Origin of the sequence: Paragemmobacter amnigenus, assembly GCF_009908265.2 — a bacterium.
GTDB classification, from domain to species: domain Bacteria; phylum Pseudomonadota; class Alphaproteobacteria; order Rhodobacterales; family Rhodobacteraceae; genus Paragemmobacter; species Paragemmobacter amnigenus.
Window position 1 is genome coordinate 316996 of record NZ_JAAATX020000004.1, and the last position, 21122, is coordinate 338117.

Annotated in this window: 15 protein-coding genes; 11 read left to right on the forward strand and 4 right to left on the reverse strand. The window is 68.5% G+C overall.

The features are described 5' to 3' along the window. Positions 1 to 42: 42 nt before the first annotated feature. Entirely contained in the window at positions 43 to 822 is a 780-nt protein-coding gene (locus tag GU927_RS07560; protein ID WP_161761742.1) for a DeoR/GlpR family DNA-binding transcription regulator, read from the reverse strand. A 276-nt stretch (positions 823 to 1098) separates the two neighbouring features. On the opposite strand from GU927_RS07560, the gene glpD reads away from it, so the two are divergent. The 9 genes from glpD to GU927_RS07605 all read left to right on the forward strand — a co-directional run bounded on the left by glpD (position 1099) and on the right by GU927_RS07605 (position 11655). Continuing rightward, the gene (gene glpD / locus GU927_RS07565; protein ID WP_161761743.1) at positions 1099 to 2694 is read left to right on the forward strand and encodes a glycerol-3-phosphate dehydrogenase; all 1596 of its coding nucleotides are present in this window, start codon (positions 1099 to 1101) and stop codon (positions 2692 to 2694) included. 10 nt (positions 2695 to 2704) lie between these two features. Then, the gene (locus GU927_RS07570; RefSeq protein WP_161761744.1) at positions 2705 to 3793 is read left to right on the forward strand and encodes an ABC transporter ATP-binding protein; all 1089 of its coding nucleotides are present in this window, start codon (positions 2705 to 2707) and stop codon (positions 3791 to 3793) included. Between the two features lie 2 nt (positions 3794 to 3795). Further along, positions 3796 to 4878: an ABC transporter ATP-binding protein gene (locus GU927_RS07575; protein ID WP_161761745.1), complete on the forward strand. Its 1083-nt coding sequence runs from the start codon at positions 3796 to 3798 to the stop codon at positions 4876 to 4878. Beyond that, a complete protein-coding gene (locus tag GU927_RS07580; protein ID WP_161761746.1) occupies positions 4878 to 5750 on the forward strand; it encodes a carbohydrate ABC transporter permease in 873 nt (290 codons plus the stop codon). The genes GU927_RS07575 and GU927_RS07580 overlap by 1 nt, the downstream gene beginning before the upstream one ends. Position 5751: 1 nt before the next feature. Then, positions 5752 to 6555 (forward strand): carbohydrate ABC transporter permease, encoded by an 804-nt coding sequence (locus GU927_RS07585; protein ID WP_161761747.1) that lies wholly within the window; start codon positions 5752 to 5754, stop codon positions 6553 to 6555. A 137-nt stretch (positions 6556 to 6692) separates the two neighbouring features. Next, positions 6693 to 6956, forward strand: a complete 264-nt coding sequence (locus GU927_RS07590) for a DUF2160 domain-containing protein (protein ID WP_161761781.1) — start codon at positions 6693 to 6695, stop codon at positions 6954 to 6956. Positions 6957 to 7047: 91 nt separating this feature from the next. Next, entirely contained in the window at positions 7048 to 8778 is a 1731-nt protein-coding gene (locus tag GU927_RS07595) for an ABC transporter substrate-binding protein (RefSeq protein WP_161761748.1), read from the forward strand. Positions 8779 to 8928: 150 nt separating this feature from the next. Then, entirely contained in the window at positions 8929 to 10413 is a 1485-nt protein-coding gene (gene glpK / locus GU927_RS07600) for a glycerol kinase GlpK (RefSeq protein ID WP_161761749.1), read from the forward strand. A gap of 102 nt (positions 10414 to 10515) precedes the next feature. Next, the gene (locus GU927_RS07605; RefSeq protein ID WP_161761750.1) at positions 10516 to 11655 is read left to right on the forward strand and encodes an iron-containing alcohol dehydrogenase; all 1140 of its coding nucleotides are present in this window, start codon (positions 10516 to 10518) and stop codon (positions 11653 to 11655) included. 136 nt (positions 11656 to 11791) lie between these two features. Here the strand turns inward: GU927_RS07605 and galE are convergent, their stop codons facing one another. Continuing rightward, on the reverse strand, positions 11792 to 12769 hold the full coding sequence (gene galE, locus GU927_RS07610; RefSeq protein WP_161761751.1) for a UDP-glucose 4-epimerase GalE: 978 nt from the start codon (positions 12767 to 12769) through the stop codon (positions 11792 to 11794). 145 nt (positions 12770 to 12914) lie between these two features. Here galE and GU927_RS07615 point away from each other — a divergent pair, with 145 nt between their 5' ends. Beyond that, positions 12915 to 14945, forward strand: coding sequence for a DUF2793 domain-containing protein (locus GU927_RS07615; RefSeq protein ID WP_161761752.1), 2031 nt, complete (start codon positions 12915 to 12917; stop codon positions 14943 to 14945). Between the two features lie 113 nt (positions 14946 to 15058). Further along, complete coding sequence (locus GU927_RS07620) at positions 15059 to 16363, forward strand: UDP-glucose dehydrogenase family protein (protein ID WP_161761753.1); 1305 nt, start codon at positions 15059 to 15061, stop codon at positions 16361 to 16363. 9 nt (positions 16364 to 16372) lie between these two features. Here the strand turns inward: GU927_RS07620 and GU927_RS20670 are convergent, their stop codons facing one another. Together GU927_RS20670 and GU927_RS07655 are read right to left on the reverse strand one after the other, a co-directional pair. After that, positions 16373 to 20041: a hypothetical protein gene (locus GU927_RS20670; RefSeq protein ID WP_161761754.1), complete on the reverse strand. Its 3669-nt coding sequence runs from the start codon at positions 20039 to 20041 to the stop codon at positions 16373 to 16375. A 110-nt stretch (positions 20042 to 20151) separates the two neighbouring features. Then, positions 20152 to 21066 carry a DMT family transporter gene (locus tag GU927_RS07655; RefSeq protein WP_394357663.1) on the reverse strand — a complete coding sequence of 305 codons (915 nt, stop codon included), beginning with the start codon at positions 21064 to 21066 and terminating at the stop codon, positions 20152 to 20154. Between the last annotated feature and the right edge of the window lie 56 nt (positions 21067 to 21122).

The window sequence follows — 21122 nt, forward strand, 5'->3', positions numbered from 1 at the left end:
GGGCCTGACCCGGGGCCTCCCTCCGCCCCACCGGGCCCCGGATCAGGTCCGGGGCGGGGTCTCCGTCGCCACCACCACCTCGGTCCCCCATTCCGCGCATTTCCGCGCCAGCTCCTGCGGCAGCGGCTGGTCGGTAAAGACCACCGTGATCTCCGACAGCGACGCCAGCCGCGCAGGCGCACTCCGGTCCAGCTTGGAATGGTCGCAGACCAGAAACACCTTGCGCGCCTGCCGGATGATCGCCTTGGACACCCGCACCTCGGCCAGATCGAAATCCAGCAGGTCCCCGTCCCGATCCAGCGCCGACGCCCCGATCACCGCGTAATCCACCTTAAACTGCTCGAAGAACTGCGTCGTCAGCTCCCCCACCAGCCCACCATCCGACCGGCGCAACGCCCCCCCCGCCACCATGATCTCGCAGCCCGGATTGGCGGCCAGCGTATTGGCGACGTTCATGTTGTTCGTCACCACCGTGATGTTGCGATGCCCCAGCAACTCCTGCGCCACCGCCTCGGTGGTCGTGCCTAGGTTCATGATGAGCGAGCAATTCTCCGGAATCGCTGCCGCGCAGGCCCGCGCGATGGCGGCCTTCGCCCCCTCGTTCATCCGCCGCCGCTGTTCATAGCCAAGGTTCGCCACGCCCGTCTTGGGCACGGCCCCGCCATGCACGCGGTCCAGATGCCCCAGATCGGCCAGTTCCGTCAGGTCACGGCGGATCGTCTGCAAGGTCACGTCAAACCGCTGGGCAAGGTCTTCGACCATCACCCGCCCCTCGGCGCGGGCGATCTCCAGTATCTCGCTCTGACGGAAACTCAGCGCCACCGGACGTTCCTTTTACTTCGCCCCTGATCGCGCAGTTTCGGCAAACCGATACGGACGATCAAGCCGGAAAATCCGCCGCAACCGCGGCCCGCATCATGCCGCGGCGCAGCGCGAAAATGCGCGCTTGCAGCCGAACCGCTGAATTATCAGCGGGTTACCCGACGCCACTTGCGCGCCAATGTTCGTTTTTTCATTAATCGCGCATAAACGAAAAAAACGGATTGACCAAAAGGCGCGATTCGTTTCAACCTGCAGCCCGCTAGGGAGGAGACCGGCGTGACCACGAAGAACAGGCCCGATGTGGCCGACCTCTTCATCATCGGGGGCGGCATCAATGGCTGCGGCATCGCCCGCGACGCCACTGGTCGCGGTCTGTCTGTCGTGCTGGCCGAACAGAACGACCTGGCCTCCGCCACCTCGTCGGCCTCGACCAAGCTGTTCCACGGCGGGCTGCGGTATCTTGAATATTTCGAATTCCGCCTCGTGCGCGAGGCGCTGGAGGAACGCGAAACCCTCCTCGTCGCCATGCCTCACATCTCGTGGCCCATGCGTTTCGTGCTGCCCTACCACCCCGACATGCGCTTCGAGGGCGACACGCCCACGGGCCGCCTGCTCGCCCGCCTGATGCCGTGGATGAAGGGGCGCCGCCCCGCATGGCTGATCCGGCTGGGCCTCTTCCTCTATGACACGCTGGGCGGCCGCCGCATCCTGCCCGCCACCCGCACGCTGGACCTGACCCGCGATCCGGCGGGCAAGCCGCTGCAATCCCGCTTCCGCCACGCCTACGAATATTCCGACTGCTGGGTGGAAGATTCCAAACTCGTCTCCCTCAACGCCCGCGACGCCGCCGAACACGGCGCATTGGTGCTGACCCGCACCCGCGTCACCTCGGCCACGCGTCAGGGCGATCTGTGGGAAATCGTCACCGACGGCCCCGACGGGCGCCGCACCCACCGCGCCCGCGGCCTTGTCAACGCAGGCGGCCCTTGGGTCGAGGATGTGATCCGCAACGTCGCCCGCATCAATTCCTCCGAAGGCGTCCGCCTCGTGCGCGGCAGCCATATCGTGACGAAGAAACTCTACGACCACGACCGCTGCTATTTCTTCCAGGGCACCGACGGGCGGATCATCTTCGCCATCCCCTACGAGCAGGACTTCACCCTGATCGGCACCACAGACAAGGACCACACCGGCGCTCCCAAGGACGCCGCCTGCACGGACGAGGAACGCGACTACCTGCTGAAATTCGCCTCGCAATACTTCGCCAAGCCCGTCACGGTGAAGGATGTGGTCTGGACCTATTCCGGCGTCCGCCCGCTCTACAATGACGGTGCGAAATCCGCGACCGCGGCAACGCGCGACTATGTCCTCTCGCTCGACGGCAACGGCGCGCCGCTCCTCAATGTCTTCGGCGGCAAGATCACCACCTACCGCCGCCTTGCCGAATCCGCGCTGGAAAAGCTCCAGCCCTTCTTCCCGCAGGCCACCGGCCCCTGGACCGCCCGCGTCCCCCTGCCCGGCGGCGATTTCGCCCATGACGCGGTCCCCGCGCTGACCGCCGCGCTGAAATCGCGCTTCCCCTTCCTCACCGATTACTGGGCCGCCCGCCTCATCCGCGCCTACGGGACCGAGGCGGAAACCATCCTCGGCACCGCCCGCAGCGCCGCCGACCTTGGCCGCGACTTCGGCGCGACGCTCACCGAGGCCGAGGTCCGCTGGCTCATGGCCCATGAATTCGCCCGCGCCGCCGCCGATGTGGTCTGGCGTCGCACAAAGCTCGGTCTTCGCATGACCGGGGAACAGATCGCTGCGCTTGACGCTTACATGTCCGGCGCCGCAGGCCACGGGGCGGTCAGCCCCGCGGCAGAATGAAGGGGGACGGATGGCGCTCGAACTGCAATCAGTGAGCCGGATCGTGAAAGGGCAGACCCATATCGCCCCCACGACCCTGACGCTGGAGAAGGGCACGATGAACGTGCTCCTTGGCCCCACGCTCTCGGGCAAGACCTCGCTCATGCGCCTGATGGCGGGGCTTGATGCGCCCTCGACGGGCCGCATCCTGTGGCACGGCACCGATGTGACCGGCGTGCGCGTGCAGGACCGCAAGGTCGCCATGGTCTACCAGCAATTCATCAACTACCCCGCGCTGACCGTCTACGAAAACATCGCCTCGCCCCTGCGCCTGATGGGCAAATCCGCGGCCGAGATCGACCGCGCCGTCAAATCCACGGCCGAGATGCTGAAGCTCACCCCGATGCTGACGCGCAAGCCGCTCGAACTGTCCGGCGGCCAGCAGCAGCGCTGCGCCCTTGCCCGCGCGCTGGTCAAGGGGGCGGGTCTGGTGCTGCTGGACGAACCCCTCGCCAACCTCGACTACAAGCTGCGCGAGGAACTCCGCGCCGAAATCCCCCGCATCTTCGAGGAATCCGGCGCCATCTTCGTCTACGCCACCACCGAACCCGAAGAGGCGCTCCTCCTCGGCGGCAACACGGCCACCCTCTGGGAAGGCCGCGTCACCCAGTTCGGCCCCACCCCGCAGGTCTACCGCCAGCCCGCCGACGCCATCACCGCGCGCGTGTTCAGCGACCCACCGATGAATTTCGTCTCCTGCTTCAAGGAAGGCCACCGCATCAACTTCGGCGGCAACGCCAACGGCCCCGCAGACGGCACCTTCGCCGGCCTTCCCGACGGGCGCTACACCGCAGGCTTCCGCGCCAACCACCTGCATCTGAACACCCATTCCGGGCAGGCCGTCGAATTCCGCTGCACCCTAGGCGTGACCGAGATCACGGGTTCGGAAACCTTCCTCCACCTCACCCATGGCACCGACCGCTGGGTCGGCCTCGTCCACGGTGTCCACGACCTGCAAGCGGGCAACGAGGTCAGCGTCTGGCTCGACCCGGCCCATGTCTACATTTTCGACGCCGAAGGCCGCCTTGCCGCGCCTGCGTCCTATGCGGCGGCAGCCTGACCATGGCCCAGATCACCCTCCAGAACCTCGCCCACAGCTACTACGCCAACCCGCGTGGCGAGCATGACTTTGCCCTGAAACAGATGGACCACGTCTGGCAGGACGGCGGCGCCTATGCGCTGCTGGGCTCCTCGGGCTGTGGCAAGACCACGCTCCTGAACATCATCTCGGGCCTCCTGAAACCCTCGCAGGGCCGCGTCCTCTTCGGCGACCGCGACGTGACCGACGCCGAAACGGCCGAAAGGAACATCGCGCAGGTCTTCCAGTTTCCCGTCGTCTACGACACGATGACCGTGCGCGACAACCTGTCCTTCCCGCTCCGCAACCGCGGCATGGACGCAGGCTACATCAAGTCCCGCGTCAACCAGATCGCCGCCATGATCGGGATGGAGTCGATGCTCGACCGCAAGGCGCGCGGCCTGACGGCGGATGCCAAGCAGAAGATCTCCCTCGGCCGCGGGATGGTGCGCGAGGATGTGAACGCCATCCTCTTCGACGAACCGCTCACCGTGATCGACCCCCACATGAAGTGGGAGCTTCGCACGCAGCTCAAACAGCTGCACCGCGAATTCGGCCACACGATGATCTACGTCACCCATGACCAGACCGAGGCTCTGACCTTCGCCGACAAGGTCGTCGTCATGTATGACGGCCGCGTCGTCCAGATGGGCACGCCCGAAGACCTGTTCGAAACGCCCGCCCATACCTTCGTGGGCTATTTCATCGGCTCGCCGGGCATGAACCTGCTCGACGCCGAAATCCGGGGTGGCACCGCGCACCTGCAAGGCGCCTCCATCCCGCTGGGTGCGGCCTATGGGCCAATGACGGGTCGCACCCAGATCGGAATCCGCCCCGAATACGCCGTCCTCACCGAAGGCGACGGCCTGCCCATCAAGATCCGCCGGGTGGAGGATGTGGGCCGCCACCGCATCATCCGCGGCGATGTCGCAGGGGCCACCGTCAACGTCATCGCGCCCGAAGGCATGCCCGTGGGCGCGTCGCTGACCCATGTCCGCTTCACGCCCGACCGCATCAACGTCTATGCCGACGACTGGCGCGTCGCACCGCTCGGGGGGGCCGCCTGATGGAAAAGACCCAGAACAACAAGGCTTGGTTCCTTGTCCTGCCCGTTCTCGTGATCGTGGCCTTCTCGGCCATCCTGCCGCTGATGACGGTCGTGAACTACTCGGTCAACGACACCTTCGGCGACAACCAGTTCTTCTGGGCGGGGCTGGAATGGTTCGAAGAGATGGTCACCTCCGACCGCCTGCACGAAGCCTTGGGCCGCCAGATCCTCTTCTCCGCCATCATCCTTGCCATCGAAGTGCCTCTGGGCATCTACATCGCGCTCAACATGCCGAAAAAGGGCGTCTGGGCCTCGGTCTGCCTCGTCCTCATGGCGCTGCCGCTGCTCATTCCCTTCAACGTCGTGGGCACCATCTGGCAGATCTTCGGGCGCGTCGACATCGGGCTTCTGGGCCATTACCTCGCCGAACTGGGCATCGACTACAACTACACCAACGACCCGCTCGACGCCTGGGTCACCGTCATCGTCATGGATGTCTGGCACTGGACCTCGCTCGTCGCACTCCTGTGCTATGCGGGCCTGCAATCCATCCCCGAAGCCTATTATCAGGCCGCCCGCGTCGATCAGGCCAGCCGCTGGTCGGTCTTCCGCTTCATCGAACTGCCCAAGATGGCGGGCGTGCTGCTGATCGCCGTACTCCTGCGCTTCATGGACAGCTTCATGATCTACACCGAACCCTTCGTGGTGACGGGCGGCGGACCGGGCAACTCCACCACCTTCCTGTCCATCGACCTCGTGAAGATGGCGGTCGGCCAGTTCGACCTCGGCCCCGCCGCCGCCTTCTCGATCATGTACTTCCTCGTGATCCTGCTGGTGTCATGGGTCTTCTACACCGTCATGACAAATCTCGACAAAGAGGAGGGCAAATAACATGCGCCTGCGCGGTTCTGCGGTCGTGATGACCCTCTATCTGCTGTTCCTGCTGATCCCGATCTACTGGCTCGTGAACATGAGCCTGAAGACCAATACCGAGATCACCTCGACCTTCACGCTCTTCCCCAACGACCTGACCTTCCGCAACTACGCGGTGATCCTGACCGATCCGTCATGGTACATGGGCTATGTGAACTCGATCATCTACGTGGTGATGAACACGGTGATCTCGATCACCGTCGCCCTGCCCGCGGCCTATGCCTTCTCGCGCTACAACTTCATGGGCGACAAGCACCTGTTCTTCTGGCTCCTGACCAACCGCATGGCCCCTCCGGCCGTCTTCGCGCTGCCCTTCTTCCAGCTCTACTCCTCGGTCGGCCTCTTCGACACCCACATCGCCGTGGCGCTGGCACACTGCCTCTTCAACGTGCCCCTCGCGGTCTGGATCCTCGAAGGGTTCATGCGCGGCGTGCCGAAAGAGATCGACGAGACCGCCTATATCGACGGCTACTCCTTCGGGCGCTTCTTCATCCGCATCTTCATGCCCCTGATCGCATCGGGCATCGGCGTCGCGGCCTTCTTCTGCTTCATGTTCTCGTGGGTGGAACTGCTGCTCTCGCGCACGCTGACATCCGTGAACGCCAAACCCATCGCCGCCACCATGACCCGCACGGTATCCGCGTCGGGCATGGACTGGGGCGTGCTCGCCGCCGCGGGTGTGCTGACCATCATCCCCGGCGCGCTCGTGATCTACTTCGTCCGCAACTACATCGCCAAGGGCTTCGCCCTGGGAAGGGTGTGATGACCGCCTCCCGCTGGACCACCATTTACCTTGTCACGGCAGGCGCCCTCGCCGCCATCCTCGCGGCCCTCGTCGCCGCAGTCCCGCGCACCGAGGACGGCATCGACTGGTTCGCCCCCCTGATCCCCGGCGGCTGGATGGCCTGGACCTTCCCCGTCGCGCTGTTCTTCTACGTGATCGCCTGCCTGCTGATCCTGTTCACGCTGCTCGCGATCCGCTTCCCCGAAACCCCGCGCCGCGGCGTCCTGCGGATCGAGACGACGCGCGGCGACCGGCTCTTCATCTCGCTCTTGGGCTCTGCCTTCATCTGCGTGGGCTGGCTCTTCTTTTTCGGCGCACCTCTCTGGGGCGCGCTGATCTGTTGCCTGATCTATGCCGCCGCGGTCTTCCGCTGGGTGTGATCCAAGGCATGAAAGCGCCGCGGGGGCAGGATGCGACCCCGCCCCCGCGGCAGAACGAAGACGTCACGTCTCACATTCTGGGAGGAACATAATGAGACTCAGACAGACGGCAACCGCGATGACCCTTGCGCTCATCGCCTTCGGCTCGGCCCCGGCCTGGGCCGACATGGAGGCCGCAAAGGCCTTCCTCGACGCGGAAATCGGTGATCAGTCCACCCTTTCCCGCGCCGACCAAGAGGCAGAGATGCAGTGGTTCATCGATGCCGCCGCCCCCTTTGCAGGCATGGAAATCAAGGTGGTGTCGGAAACCATCACCACCCACGAATACGAAGCCAAGGTGCTGGCACCCGCCTTCACCGCCATCACCGGCATCAAGGTCACCCATGACCTGATCGGCGAAGGCGACGTGGTGGAAAAGCTGCAGACGCAGATGCAGTCGGGCGAGAACATCTATGACGCCTACATCAACGACAGCGACCTGATCGGCACCCACTGGCGCTACCAGCAGGCCCGCAACCTGACCGACTGGATGGCAGGCGAAGGCGCCTCCGTCACCAACCCGAACCTCGATCTGGCCGATTTCATCGGCACGAAGTTCACCACGGCGCCGGACGGCAAGCTCTACCAGCTTCCCGACCAGCAGTTCGCGAACCTCTACTGGTTCCGCTACGACTGGTTCAACGACCAGAAGACCAAGGACGACTTCAAGGCCAAATATGGCTACGACCTCGGCGTTCCGCTGAACTGGTCCGCTTATGAGGACATCGCGGAATTCTTCACCGGCCGCGACATGTCCTATGCGGGCGGCCCCGCCACCGGCGTCTATGGCAACATGGACTACGGCAAGAAGGACCCGTCCCTCGGCTGGCGCTACACCGATGCGTGGATGTCCATGGCCGGCATGGGCGACGTGGGTGAACCCAACGGCCTGCCGGTCGACGAATGGGGCATCCGCGTGAACGAGAACTCGCAGCCCGTCGGCTCCTGCGTGGCGCGCGGTGGTGCGACCAACGACGCGGCCGCCGTCTACGCCGTGACCAAGGCGATCGAATGGCTGCAGAAGTTCACCCCGCCGGAAGCGCAGGGCATGACCTTCGGCGAAGCCGGCCCCGTGCCCGCACAGGGCGCCATCGCCCAGCAGATGTTCTGGTACACCGCCTTCACCGCCGACATGGTCAAGGAAGGTCTGCCCGTGATGAACGAGGACGGCACGCCCAAGTGGCGCATGGCCCCCTCGCCGCACGGCGCCTACTGGGTCGACGGCATGAAGGTCGGCTATCAGGACGTGGGTTCCTGGACGCTGATGAAGTCCACCCCGACGGACCGCGCACAGGCTGCATGGCTCTATGCCCAGTTCGTCACCTCCAAGACGGTCGACGTGAAGAAGTCGCATGTCGGCCTGACCTTCGCGCGTGAATCGACCATCCAGCACCAGTCCTTCACCGACCGCGCGCCGCAACTCGGCGGTCTGGTGGAATTCTACCGCTCGCCCGCCCGCGTCCAGTGGTCGCCCACCGGCACCAACGTTCCGGACTATCCGAAGCTGGCGCAGCTGTGGTGGCAGAACATCGGCGACGCCATGTCGGGTGCCAAGACCCCGCAGGAAGCGCTCGATGCCCTCTGCGAAGAGCAGGAAAAGGTGCTGGAGCGTCTGGAACGCGCTGGCGTTCAGGGCGACATCGGTCCGAAGATGAACGAACCGCAGGACCCGCAGGTCTGGATCGACGAACCCGGCGCGCCGGTCGGCAAGCTGGAAAACGAAAAGCCGCAGGGGGAAACCATCTCCTATGACGAGCTGATCAAGTCCTGGCAGCAGGGCTAATCCACAAGGGCGGGCGTCCCACGGGGCGCCCGCCCCTTCTTTCTTGTCGAGCCACTCACCCGCGGGCCTATTCCCCGCTTGCGCCGCTCCCTGCGCCTGGGCGAGTGTCTCTACCAGCAAGAAGAAACGACAGGGACCAGAGGGGCAGACATGACCCACATCCTCGCCATCGATCAGGGCACCACCTCCTCCCGCGCGATCATCTTCGACGCCGCGCTGAAGGTCCGCGCGGTGGCGCAAGAGGAATTCCCCCAGCACTACCCCGCCTCCGGCTGGGTGGAACATGATCCGTCGGACCTGTGGTCCACCGTGGCAGGCACCGCCCGCGCCGCCATCGAAAAGGCAGGCATCGGCGCCGACAGCATCGCCGCCATCGGCATCACCAACCAGCGTGAAACCACCCTGATCTGGGACCGCACTACCGGCGAACCGATCCACCGCGCCATCGTCTGGCAGGACCGCCGCACCGCCGACACCTGCGCCGCGCTGAAATCGGCAGGCCACGAACCCATGATCACCGCCCGCACGGGCCTCCTGCTCGACCCCTATTTCTCGGGCACCAAGATCAAATGGCTCCTTGACCACGTCCCCGGCGCCCGCGCCCGCGCGGCAAGGGGCGAGCTTGCCTTCGGCACCGTCGACACCTTCCTCATCTGGAAACTCACCGGCGGAAAGGTCCACGCCACCGACGCCACCAACGCCGCCCGCACGCTGATCTACAACATCGCGCGCGGCGAATGGGACGCCGAAATCTGCGCCCTCCTCGACATCCCCATGTCCTTGCTACCGGAAGTGAAGGACTGCGCCGCCGATTACGGCACCACCCGCCCCGACCTCTTCGGTCGCGCCATCCCGATCCTCGGCGTCGCGGGCGACCAGCAGGCCGCGACCGTGGGTCAGGCCTGCTTTGCGCCGGGCATGATGAAATCCACCTACGGCACGGGCTGCTTCGCGCTGCTGAACACCGGCGCGGACATGGTGCCCTCCAAGAACCGCCTCCTGACCACCATCGCCTACCGCCTGAACGGCCAGACCACCTACGCGCTCGAAGGCTCCATCTTCATCGCGGGCGCCGTCGTCCAATGGCTCCGCGACGGCCTCAAGATCATCCGCGAGGCGAAAGAGACCCAACCGCTGGCCGATGCCGCCGATCCCTCGCAGGACGTGGTCCTCGTCCCCGCCTTCACCGGCCTCGGCGCGCCCTACTGGCGGCCTGACTGCCGCGGCGCGGTCTACGGCCTGACCCGCAATTCCGGCCCCGCCGAACTGGCGAAAGCCGCCCTCGAAAGCGTCGGCTACCAGACCCGCGACCTGCTCGAGGCGATGCGCTCCGACTGGGGCGCCGCCGCCGACGGCATCCTGCGCGTCGATGGTGGCATGACTGCGTCGGACTGGGCGATGCAATTCCTCTCCGACATCCTCGGCGCGCCGGTCGACCGCCCCGTGGTGACCGAAACCACCGCGCTGGGGGCGGCCTATCTCGCGGGGCTGCAGGCAGGCATCTGCCCCCCGCCCGACGACTTCCAGAAGACATGGGCGCTGGAACGCCGCTTCACCCCCGCGATGGACGACCGCACCCGCGCCGCCAAATATGCCCGCTGGGGCCGCGCCGTCGCCGCCACCATGACCGTCTGACCACTCCCGCCCCGTCACACCGACAGACCGCCGCCACCCCGTCCCCCCGCAGAGAGGGACGGGGGGCAACCCGCACCGCCACGAACCCCAAAGGCCCGCCCCATGCCCCCCTTCGCCATCGCCATGCCCCAACGCATCCTTTTCGGCCGCGGCGAGGCGAAGAAGGCCCCCGCCCTCCTCGCCCCCTTCGGCCCCCGCGGCCTGATCGTCCACGGCGCCAACCCCGCCCGCGCCCAATGGCTCCGCGACGCCCTCCACGCCGCGGGCATCGAAACCCTCGCCCTCGCCTGCGCCTCCGAACCCACCCTGCCAATGCTCGAAGCGGCCCTCACCGCCGCCCGCCCCTTCGCGCCCCTCTGGGTCGCAGGCCTCGGCGGTGGCGCGGCGCTCGATCTGGGCAAGGCGCTGGCCGCCCTCATCCCCGCCCCCACCCACCCGCTCGACCATCTGGAGGTGGTGGGCAAGGGCCTTCCCCTCGCCGCGCCGCCCCTGCCCTTCATCGCCCTGCCCACCACCGCAGGCACGGGGGCCGAGGCCACCAAGAACGCCGTCATCGGCCTGCCCGATCACGGCCGCAAGGTCAGCCTCCGCGACGACCGCATGCTCGCCCGCCTCGCCATCGTCGACCCCGCCCTGACCGACCACACCCCCCGCGCCACCACCCTCGCCTCCGGCCTCGACGCCATCACGCAGGTGATCGAACCCTACGTCTCCTCAAAGGCCACCCCCTTCACCGACGCCCTCACCGCCCCCGCCATCCCGCAAGGCCTGCAAGCCCTCCACCGCCTGATGGAAAACGAAGACCCCGACGCCCGCGATGCCCTCGCCCATGTCTCCCTGACGGGGGGCATCGCGCTGGCCAATGCGGGCCTCGGCGCGGTCCATGGCCTTGCAGGCGTCATCGGCGGCCTCACCCCCGCCCCCCACGGCGCGATCTGCGGCGCGCTCCTCGCCCCCGTCCTGCGCCTGAACCGCGCCCATGCCACAGGCGAAACCGCCCGCCGCCTCGACACCGTTTTCCACCACATCGCGCAAACCCTCGGCGGCCGCCCCGAAGACGCCCCCGAAACCCTCGCCACATGGGCGCGCAACGCGGGCCTGCCCGGCCTGACCGCCCAAGGCCTCCCCGCCTCGCTCCACGACGAAACGGCCCAAGCCGCCCTCGCCTCCTCCTCCATGAAGGGCAACCCCGTGCAACTGACCGCGCAAGACCTGCGCGCCGCGCTCGAGGCAGCAGCCTGACCCGCCCCTTCATCTCGGCCCAAATACTCCGGGGTCCGGGGCAGCGCCCCGGCGGGGAGCCACAAAAGCAACGCCACCCGACCGCGCCGCCCCCCTCTCGCAGAGGGTCAGGCTCAAAGGCCCATGCGCCCCCCGCTCAATACCCGCCCGACTGCGACCAGCGCCACGCGTCGCGGATCATCTCGCCCAGCCCCCGCTGCGGCTCCCAGCCCAGCTCGTCGCGCGCCCGCGCCGACCCGCAGACCAGCGCCGCCGCATCGCCTGCGCGCCGCGCACCCTCGACCACCGGCACCGCGCGGTTCGTCACCACCCGCGCATGCTCGATCACCTCGCGCACCGAATAGCCTGTCCCCGTCCCCAGGCAGAACACACGGCTCCCCCGCCCGTCCCGCAGCCAGCGCAGCCCCCGCACATGCGCCTCCGCCAGATCGGCGACATGCACGTAATCGCGCACACAGGTGCCATCCGCCGTCCCGTAATCCGACCCGAACACCGTCAGCGCCCCGCGCTTGCCCTCCACCGCCTCCAGCATCAGCGGGATCAGATGCGTCTCGGGCTCGTGCTTCTCCCCCACCTCCCCATCGGGATCCGCCCCCGCCACGTTGAAATAGCGGAAGATCACCGACCGCAGGCCGTGGCTCTCCCCGAAATTGCCCAGCATCTGCTCGATCGCCAGCTTCGACGCGCCATAGGCATTGATCGGCCGCTGCGGCGTATCCTCGTCCAGCAGCACCCCGTCCTGATCGCCATAGGTCGCGCAGGTGGAGGAAAAGACGAACTCCCCCACCCCCGCCGCGACGCTCGCCTCGATCAGGTTCAGCGCGCCCCCCACATTCTCGCGCCAATAGGCGCCCGGATCGCGCATGGATTCGCCCACCAGCGACCGCGCCGCGAAATGCATCACCGCCACGGGCCGCCACGCGGCCATCGCCGCATCCACCGCCGCGCGGTCCATCAGATCGCCCCGCACGAAGGGGCCGAACTTCACCGCCGCCTCCCAGCCCGTCGCCAGATTGTCAAAGGTCACCGGCACATAGCCCGCCCGCGCCAGCGCCTTGCAGGCATGCGCGCCAACATAGCCCGCGCCCCCCGCGACCAGCACATGTTCCGCCACCCCGTCCTCCACGTCCCGCCGCAGCCTTCCCCGACACTAGCCAAGCCCGCCGCCCATTGTAAGGCCCGCGCGCCCCCTTCACGCACCGTTCACCATGCCGCCGGAGACTCCCGCGCCGAACCCTTCCCCAACGCAGGAACCCGCGATGTCCGAAGAAACGCCCCTCCTGAACCTGCCGCTGATCCAGCCCTCGCAGGCCCAGAAGCACGTCACCCATAACGAGGCGCTCCGCCTGTTGGACATCGTGGTGCATCTTGCCGTGCTGGACGACGACCGCACCACGCCCCCCGCCCTTCCGGCCGAAGGCGACCGCCACATCATCCCGCCCGCCGCCACCGGCGACTGGGCAGGGCGCGGTGGCCAGATCGCGGCCTTCTGGGGCGGGGCATGGGCCTATGTGCAGCCCCGCAACGGCTGGACCGCGCGGCTCCTGTCGCAAAGCATCACCCTCGTCCATTCCGACGGCACATGGACCGCCTCGGCCGATTATCCCGAAACCGTCCCGCGTCTCGGCATCGCCGCCACGCCCGATGCGGTGAACCGCCTTTCGCTCGCCGCTCCGGCCAGCCTGTTTTCCCATGACGGCGCGGGCCACCAGATCAAGGTGAACAAGAACGCCCCCGCCGATACCGCCAGCCTCCTCTTCCAGACCGCATGGTCCGGCCGGGCCGAGCTTGGCCTGACCGGATCGGACAGCTTCGCCCTCCGCATCAGCGCGGACGGCACCGCCTTTGCCACGGCCCTTGCCGCCGATCCGGCCAGCGGCCTGCTCTCCGTCCCGCAAGGCATCGCCGCACCCGTCACCCTCTGCGACCCCGCCGATCCCGCCCGCAGCGCCAGCCTTGACCTCGGCGCGCTGCCCGCCGGCACGGCCCGCAGCTATACCCTTCCCGACATCTCGTCGGAATTCGCCGTACTGGGCGGCAGCCAGACCTTCACCGGTCCGAAAACCTTTGCCGCCCCCCTCACCGCCACCGCGCCCGAGGCATCGCTGGGCACCTCCACCGGCAATGCCACCTACGGTCTGGGCGCGGGCGCCACCTCGGGCGGGAACAGCAAGACGGTCAACATCGCCACGGGCGGCGTGGCGGGCTCGACCACCACGCTCAACCTCGGTCCCGCCCAGCCCGGCGCGACGGGTGCCACGCTGCTGCACGGTACCACCGTGACCCTCGGCCCCACCGTGACCGATTTCGACATGGGCAGCGCCTCGGCCCGCGCCGTGGCGATGGGCATCGGCGGGGCGACGGGCGACGCGACGAACCGCCTTGCCGTCAACACCCCCGCGGTGCTGTTCAACCACGCCGGCGCGGGGATCGAAGCCGCGCTCAACAAGTCAGCCGCCGCCGAGTCCGCACGCATCGCCTTCAAGACCGCCCACTCCACCCGCGCGCAACTGGGTCTGGAAGCGGGCGACACCCTTGCCCTGAAACTCAGCCCCGACGGCGCCACCTTCGCGACGGCGCTCTCGGTCGATCCCGCCACCGCCCGCACCACATTTGCCCAGCCCCTCGTCCTGCAAGGCCAGCCCGCCGATCCCGACAGCCCCGCGGACGGTACGGTCTGGTACAACGGCACCACCGGACAATTCTCCACCCGTCTGGGCGGCCAGACCGTCCGGCTTGACGGGCAGGCCAGCATCGCCTGGATCATCCCCAACCCCGGCGAGGTCTTTCCCACCACCTGCGGCGCAGGCGGCGGCCCCACGGGCACGCTTCAGGGCGCGGCGGGCCGCACCGACCTCTACCCCTTCCTTGCCCGCACCGACATGGTCGTCGACCGCATCTCGGCCAATTGCACCGCCGGTGTCTCCCTGGCCGTCGGACGTGGTCTCATCTACGCCGCCGATGCCATGGGCCGCCCCGCCACCCTTATCGCGGAAAGTGGCGATCTCGACCTGTCCATCGCAGGCATGAAGACCGCGGCAATCGGTGCCGCCTTGCGGCAGGGGCGCATCTACTGGGTGGGCTTCCGGCATTCCTCCAGCGCCAGCATCTCGACATGGCCCACCACGGCCACCCCCGACATCAACGGCGGCTTCGCCCCCTCGATCACGCTACGCAAGGTTGTGCGCCGCACGATCCCCTGGACATCGGCCCCGCCCGCCATCTGGAACTTCGCCCAGGCCGAGGTCAACGCCGCCAACGCCCCCGCGCTGTGGCTGCGGATGTCCTGATCCGCCCCGCCCGCCTGCGCGCTGTGCCCCGCCTTTCGGGGCGCAGCGCCCTTTGACCCCACCCGACGCCCTGCTACACAAGGGGCATTGATGTGCAGCACGGGTGACCAGAGATGAAGATTGCGATGATCGGGACGGGCTATGTGGGTCTCGTCTCGGGGGTGTGTTTCTCGGATTTCGGCCATGACGTCGTCTGCGTCGACAAGGACCCCGCCAAGATCGACCGCCTCCGCGCCGGCGAAATCCCGATCTTCGAACCCGGCCTTCAGGACCTCATGGCCAAGAACGTCGCCGCCGGCCGCCTCACCTTCTCGCTCGACCTTGCCGCCGCCGTCAACGGCGCCGATGCCGTCTTCATCGCCGTGGGCACCCCCACCCGCCGCGGCGACGGCCATGCCGACCTGCGCTATGTCATGTCCGCCGCCGAGGAGATCGGCCGCGCCCTGACCGGCTATGCCGTCGTCGTCACCAAATCCACCGTCCCCGTCGGCACCAACCGCAAGGTGGCCGAGGCGGTGCGCGCCGCCAACCCCGCAGCCGAATTCGACATCGCCTCGAACCCCGAATTCCTGCGCGAAGGGGCCGCCATCGACGATTTCATGCGCCCCGACCGCGTCGTCGTGGGGATCGAGACGGACCGCGCCAGAAAGGTCCTCTCCGACATCTACCGCCCGCTCTTCCTGCGCGATTTCCCCATCGTCTTCACGGGGCTCGAATCGGCCGAGATGATCAAATACGCCGCCAACGCCTTCCTCGCCACGAAGATCACCTTCATCAACGAAATCGCGGCGCTGTGCGAACGCGTCGGCGCCGACATCAAATCCGTGGCCAAGGGCATCGGTCTGGACGGCCGCATCGGCAACAAGTTCCTGCACGCAGGCCCGGGCTATGGCGGGTCGTGCTTTCCCAAGGACACCAAGGCGCTCGCCCGCATCGGGCAGGAACATGCCGTGCCCATGCAGATCGTGGAAACCGTCATCAAGGTGAACGATCAGGTGAAACAGCGGATGCTGGACAAGATCGTCGACCTCCTCGACGGCACCATGAACGGCAAGACGGTGGGCATCCTCGGCGTCACCTTCAAACCCAACACCGACGACATGCGCGACGCGCCCTCGCTCACCATCGTGCCCGCGCTGGTGGGCGGCGGGGCCAAGGTCCGCGTGATGGACCCCGAAGGGCGGCGCGAGGGCGAGGCGCTGCTGCCCCATGTCCGCTGGGTCGAAAACGCCTACCACGCCGCGCAGGGCGCCGATGTGCTGGTGATCCTGACCGAATGGAACGAATTCCGCGCGCTCGACCTTGCGAAACTCGCGCGCAAGATGGCCACCCCCCGCCTTGCGGACCTTCGCAACATCTACAACCGCGACGATGCCCTTGCCGCAGGCTTCGAAACCTATGTCGGCGTCGGGCGGTGACAGCCCGCCTCACCCCGCGGTGAACAGGAAATCCCCCGCGTCCAGCAGCGCGGGGCCGATCCCTTCCAGCCGGATCACCTGACCCCGCACCACGATCTCGGCCCCGCCCGCATAGGCGCGGACCGACAGGGCACCCATCCCCCCCACACCCTGCAACTCGATCCGGTCGATCCCGTTCTGGAAATCGCGCACCACATCCACATCGCCCTGCACGAAACTGCCGAACACGAACCGGTCCGCCCCCAGCCCGCCCCACAGCACGTCCCGCCCCGCATCCCCCCACAGGATGTCGTCCCCCTCTCCCCCGTAAAGGACATCCGCCCCCGCCCGCCCGCGCAGCAGATCCGCCCCGCTGCCGCCATAGAGCGTGTCCTCGTCCGTCCCGCCCTCCAGCGTGTCATTCCCCGCCCCGCCGTCCAGCAGATCGCGCCCCTCACCGCCACCGGCGCGGTCATCGCCCTCGGCCCCGCGCAGCGTGTCATTTCCCGCCCCGCCCCACAGCGCATCGGCCCCCTCCGACCCTTCCAGCAGATCATTGCCGCCGTCCCCGTTCAGCACGTCGTCACCGCCCCCGCCGGTCAGACGGTCCGCACCGGTGCCGCCCCAGATCCAGTCGTTTCCGCCATCCCCGCGCAGCACATCCGCCCCGTCCCCGCCGAAGATGCGGTCGTCATCCTCGCCACCCTCGACCACGTCATTTCCCGCCTCGCCGGACAGCGAATCTCCCCCCGCCCCGCCCGACAGCAGATCCGCCCCCGCCCCGCCCGTCAGCGTGTCGTCCCCCTCCTCGCCCGACAGCCGGTCATCCCCCGTCAGCCCGTCCAGCCGATCCGCCCCGACCCCGCCAAGCACCAGATCATTCCCCGTCCCGCCCCACAGGACATCATCGCCGCTGCCGCCATAAAGGCTGTCATTCCCCTCGCCGCCCGACAGCGTATCGTTGCCCTCCTCGCCCAGCAGCGAATCCGCCCCGATCCCGGCATCGGCGATGTCATTGCCCGCTCCGGCAAGGATCGTGTCATTGCCGCCCCAGATATCGGCGATCCGGTCTGCCCCGTCGCCCGCCTCCAGCAGATCGTCCCCCGCGCCGCCATCCATCACATCGGCGCCCCCGCCCCCTGCCAGCCTGTCATTGCCATCTCCGCCCGCCAGCGTGTCATCCCCCTCGCCCCCGTCCAGAACGTCATCGCCCGTCCCGCCCTCCAGCAGGTCACGCCCCTCCCCTCCGGCCAGCCGGTCGTTCCCCTCCTCTCCGGACAGCACATCCTCCCCCGCCCCGCCTGCCAGCGTGTCGTTCCCCGTACCCCCCTGCAAACGGTCCGCCCCCTCGCCCCCGTCCAGCAGGTCCTGCCCCGCATCGCCCGACAGCCAGTCATTCCCGTCGCCGCCAAAGATCAGATCGGCCCCGTCCCCGCCCGACAGGCGGTCATTGCCCCCCTCGCCAAGGATCGAGTCATTCCCCGCCCCCGCCATGATGACCTCGTCCCCCCCGCCCGCAAGGATCGTGTCATTGCCCTCGCCGTCGCGCAGGACATCCGTGCCCTCGCCGCCTTCCAGCCAGTCATCCCCCGCCCCGCCGTCCAGCGTGTCGGCACCGTCGCCCCCCGACAGGCGGTCATGCCCCGCCCAACCCTCCAGAAGGTCGCCACCCGCCCCGCCCGCCAGCGTGTCATTGCCTGCCCCCCCCGACAGGCGGTCGTTGCCGTCCCCGCCCTCCAGCCGGTCCTCCCCCGCGCCCCCGTCCAGCAGATCGTCCCCCGCCCCCCCCCACAGGCTGTCATTCCCCTCGCCCCCGTCCAGCAGATCGGCCCCCTCCTCGCCCGACAGCGCATCCTCGCCCGCCCCGCCCGACAGGGTGTCATTGCCAGACCCGCCGCCCAGCACATCCGCCCCTGCCTCGCCCAGCACGGAATCCTCGCCCCCCCCCGCCTGCACCGTGTCGTTCCCCGACCCGCCCAGAAACACGTCATTGCCCCCCGCATCGGTCAGCAGATCACCCACGTCCCCGCCCTCCAGCCGGTCATTGCCCGCCCCCCCGTCCAGACGGTCGTCCCCCGCGCCCCCCCACAGACTGTCATTCCCCTCGCCCCCGTCCAGCAGGTCATTCCCGCCCCGCCCGTCCAGCGTGTCATTGCCCCCCGCGCCGCGCAGCGTATCCGCACTGTCCAGCCCGACCAGCACATCCGCCCCCGCCGTGCCGTCAGGCCCCCCGCCAGTCCCGGTGTCACCCCCGCCAGTCCCCCCCGTGCCCTCCCCCCCGCCTGTCGACGGCACGATGCCCGCCACCGGCAGCCGCCCGTGCAGCGGCGTCACCAGCCGCACCACCTCGGCCAACGTCAGCGCGCGCCCCGCCGCCGTCCGCAGTTCCAGCTCCTCGGCCCCGAACCGCAGCACCGCCCCCGTCGCGGTCAGCGTCACCGCCAACTGCCCCGCATTGCGGAACATCGACCAGCCCGTCAGGTCGATCCGGTCCAGCACGGGGTCCAGATCGGCGATCACATCCCGCCGCCCGTCTGCCGCCATGACAAAGATGTCCGCCCCCCCGCCCCCGACCAGCGTCTCGGCCCCCGCGCCATCCATCAGCACGTCCCGCCCCGCCCCTCCGGCCAGACCGCCCGCCACCGGCGCGGGCCCCAGCCCCGCCAGCGCCACCGACAGGACCGTCACCCCCGCCTCGGCCCCCGACAGCGCGACCACCTGCAAGGCCCCGTCCACCACCACCCCGCGCAGCTCCGACACATTGGCGATCCCCAGATCGACCCTGTCCGCCACCGTCGCCAGATGCACCAGCCGCCCGCCGGGCAGCAGCGCGAATAGCGTGATCCCCTCATCCGCGCCCGCCGCCAGAACGAAGACCCAGCCCTCGTGCACCACCACGTCCAGCGCGGTGACCCCCTGAAACCGCGTCCCCAACTCGTCTATCACCTGATCGACCGGCACCAGCGCGCCCCCCGCGTCCACCCGCAGCACGGTCAGCGCCGATGTCCCCGAGGCCGCCGCGACCAGCCACGTCGCCCCATGCGCCCCCACGACCTCCAGCGCCGAGACCCCCGCCAGACCCAGCCCCTGCGCCGCCCCGATGCTGCCCACCGGCGTCAGGCTGCCCCCTGCGCCCACCGACAGGATGGTGATCCCGTGCTCCCGCGCCGATCCGGCATAAAGGAACACCTGCCCGCCCGTCTCGACCACGGCCAGCGCCGACACCGCGGCAAGCGGCAGCGCCGCCGTATCCGCCACCCCCGCCACCCGCACCAGCGCCTGATCCGCCCCGATCCGGAACAGCTCCACCCCGCTGCCCGCAGGGCGCGCGCAGGCCAGATAATTGACCCCGCCAAGGCCCAGCGCCACCATCTCCACCGCCTGCGCCTGACCGGCCACCCCCGTCGCCAGAAAGCCGGTCAGCGACCCCGCCCCCGCAACCTGCGCCGCCGCCACCAGTTCGCGTTGTAGACTGCCCGCGACGCCCCCCACCGTCACCGCCACCCGCGCCGCCGCCCCCTGCACGGCAAAGGACGTGACGGTCGCGCCCGCAGGCCCCAGCGCCAGACGCACCACCTCGTCCAGCGCGGGGTTGAACAGCCGCAGCCCGCCCCCCGCCTCCACCACCAGTTGCGCCTGCGCGACGGGCTGCGCGAAACGCGCGCCCGTGGCCACCCCGACCCTGACGAATTCCAGCATCACCCGTTCCCACCCATGCCCGAAGGCAGGGGCAAGACTGGCCCGCCGCAGTTAACCGCGCTTTAGGACTTTCCGGCCCCTTTGTGACAAGCACCCGCGATTTTAACGGATTACAAAGTTGTCTCGGCCTCGGCCGGCGTCACGGCGCGCCGCTTGATCCGCGCCTCGCGCCAGGTGATGTAGCTGATCGCCCCGATGATGACCGCGCCCCCCAGCAGGACGAAGACATCCACCCCCTCGCCAAAGACCAGCGCGCCCAGAAGCGTGGCCCAGACCAATTGCAGGAACGTCACCGGCTGCGTCACGGCCAGCGGGGCCGCGCGGAAGGCCCGCGTCATGCAGTAATGCGCCGTCGTGGCAAACCCCGCCACCAGACCCAGCCAGCCCAACTGCGCCGCCGTCATCGGCACCCAGACCCAGACCGCCAGCGGCAACAGCCCCACCGTCACCGTCAGCGACATCATCGCCACCACCGTGCCGGCAGGTGCCAACTGGCTCAGCCGCTTGGCAAACAGATAGGAGGCGGCAAAGAAACAGGCCGCGCCCAGCTGCGCCAGATGCCCGTCCGTCACCTCGCGCAGGCCCGGGCGGATCACGATCAGCGCCCCGCCCAGCGCCACCACCACGGCAAGGATGCGGCGCAGTGCCAGCGCCTCGCCAAAGAACAGCGCGGCACCCAGCGTGACAAGGACGGGGTTCAGATAGCCGATCGCCGTCACCTCGGCCACGGGGATGCGCGCCATGGCATGGAACCACAGGATCACGGCGGCCGTATGCACCACCCCCCGCCACCCGAACAGCGCCAGCGTCCCCGCAGGCAATCCCCGCCGCAGCAACACCCAAAGGCTCGGCAACAGGAAGACCACGCCCCAGCCAAAGCGGACAAAGGCCGATTGCGCGGCGGGCAGGTCGGTGCCCAGATAGCGCACGATCCCCGTCACGCCGACAAAGCACAGCCCCGTCGCCAGCATCCACAGCGCCCCTTCGAGGGGCCGTCCAAGATCACTCTGTTCCGCTCCGGCCATGCGCCCGACCTAACCCGATCCGGCGGCCCTTTGCCAGTGCGGAACCGACACGCACC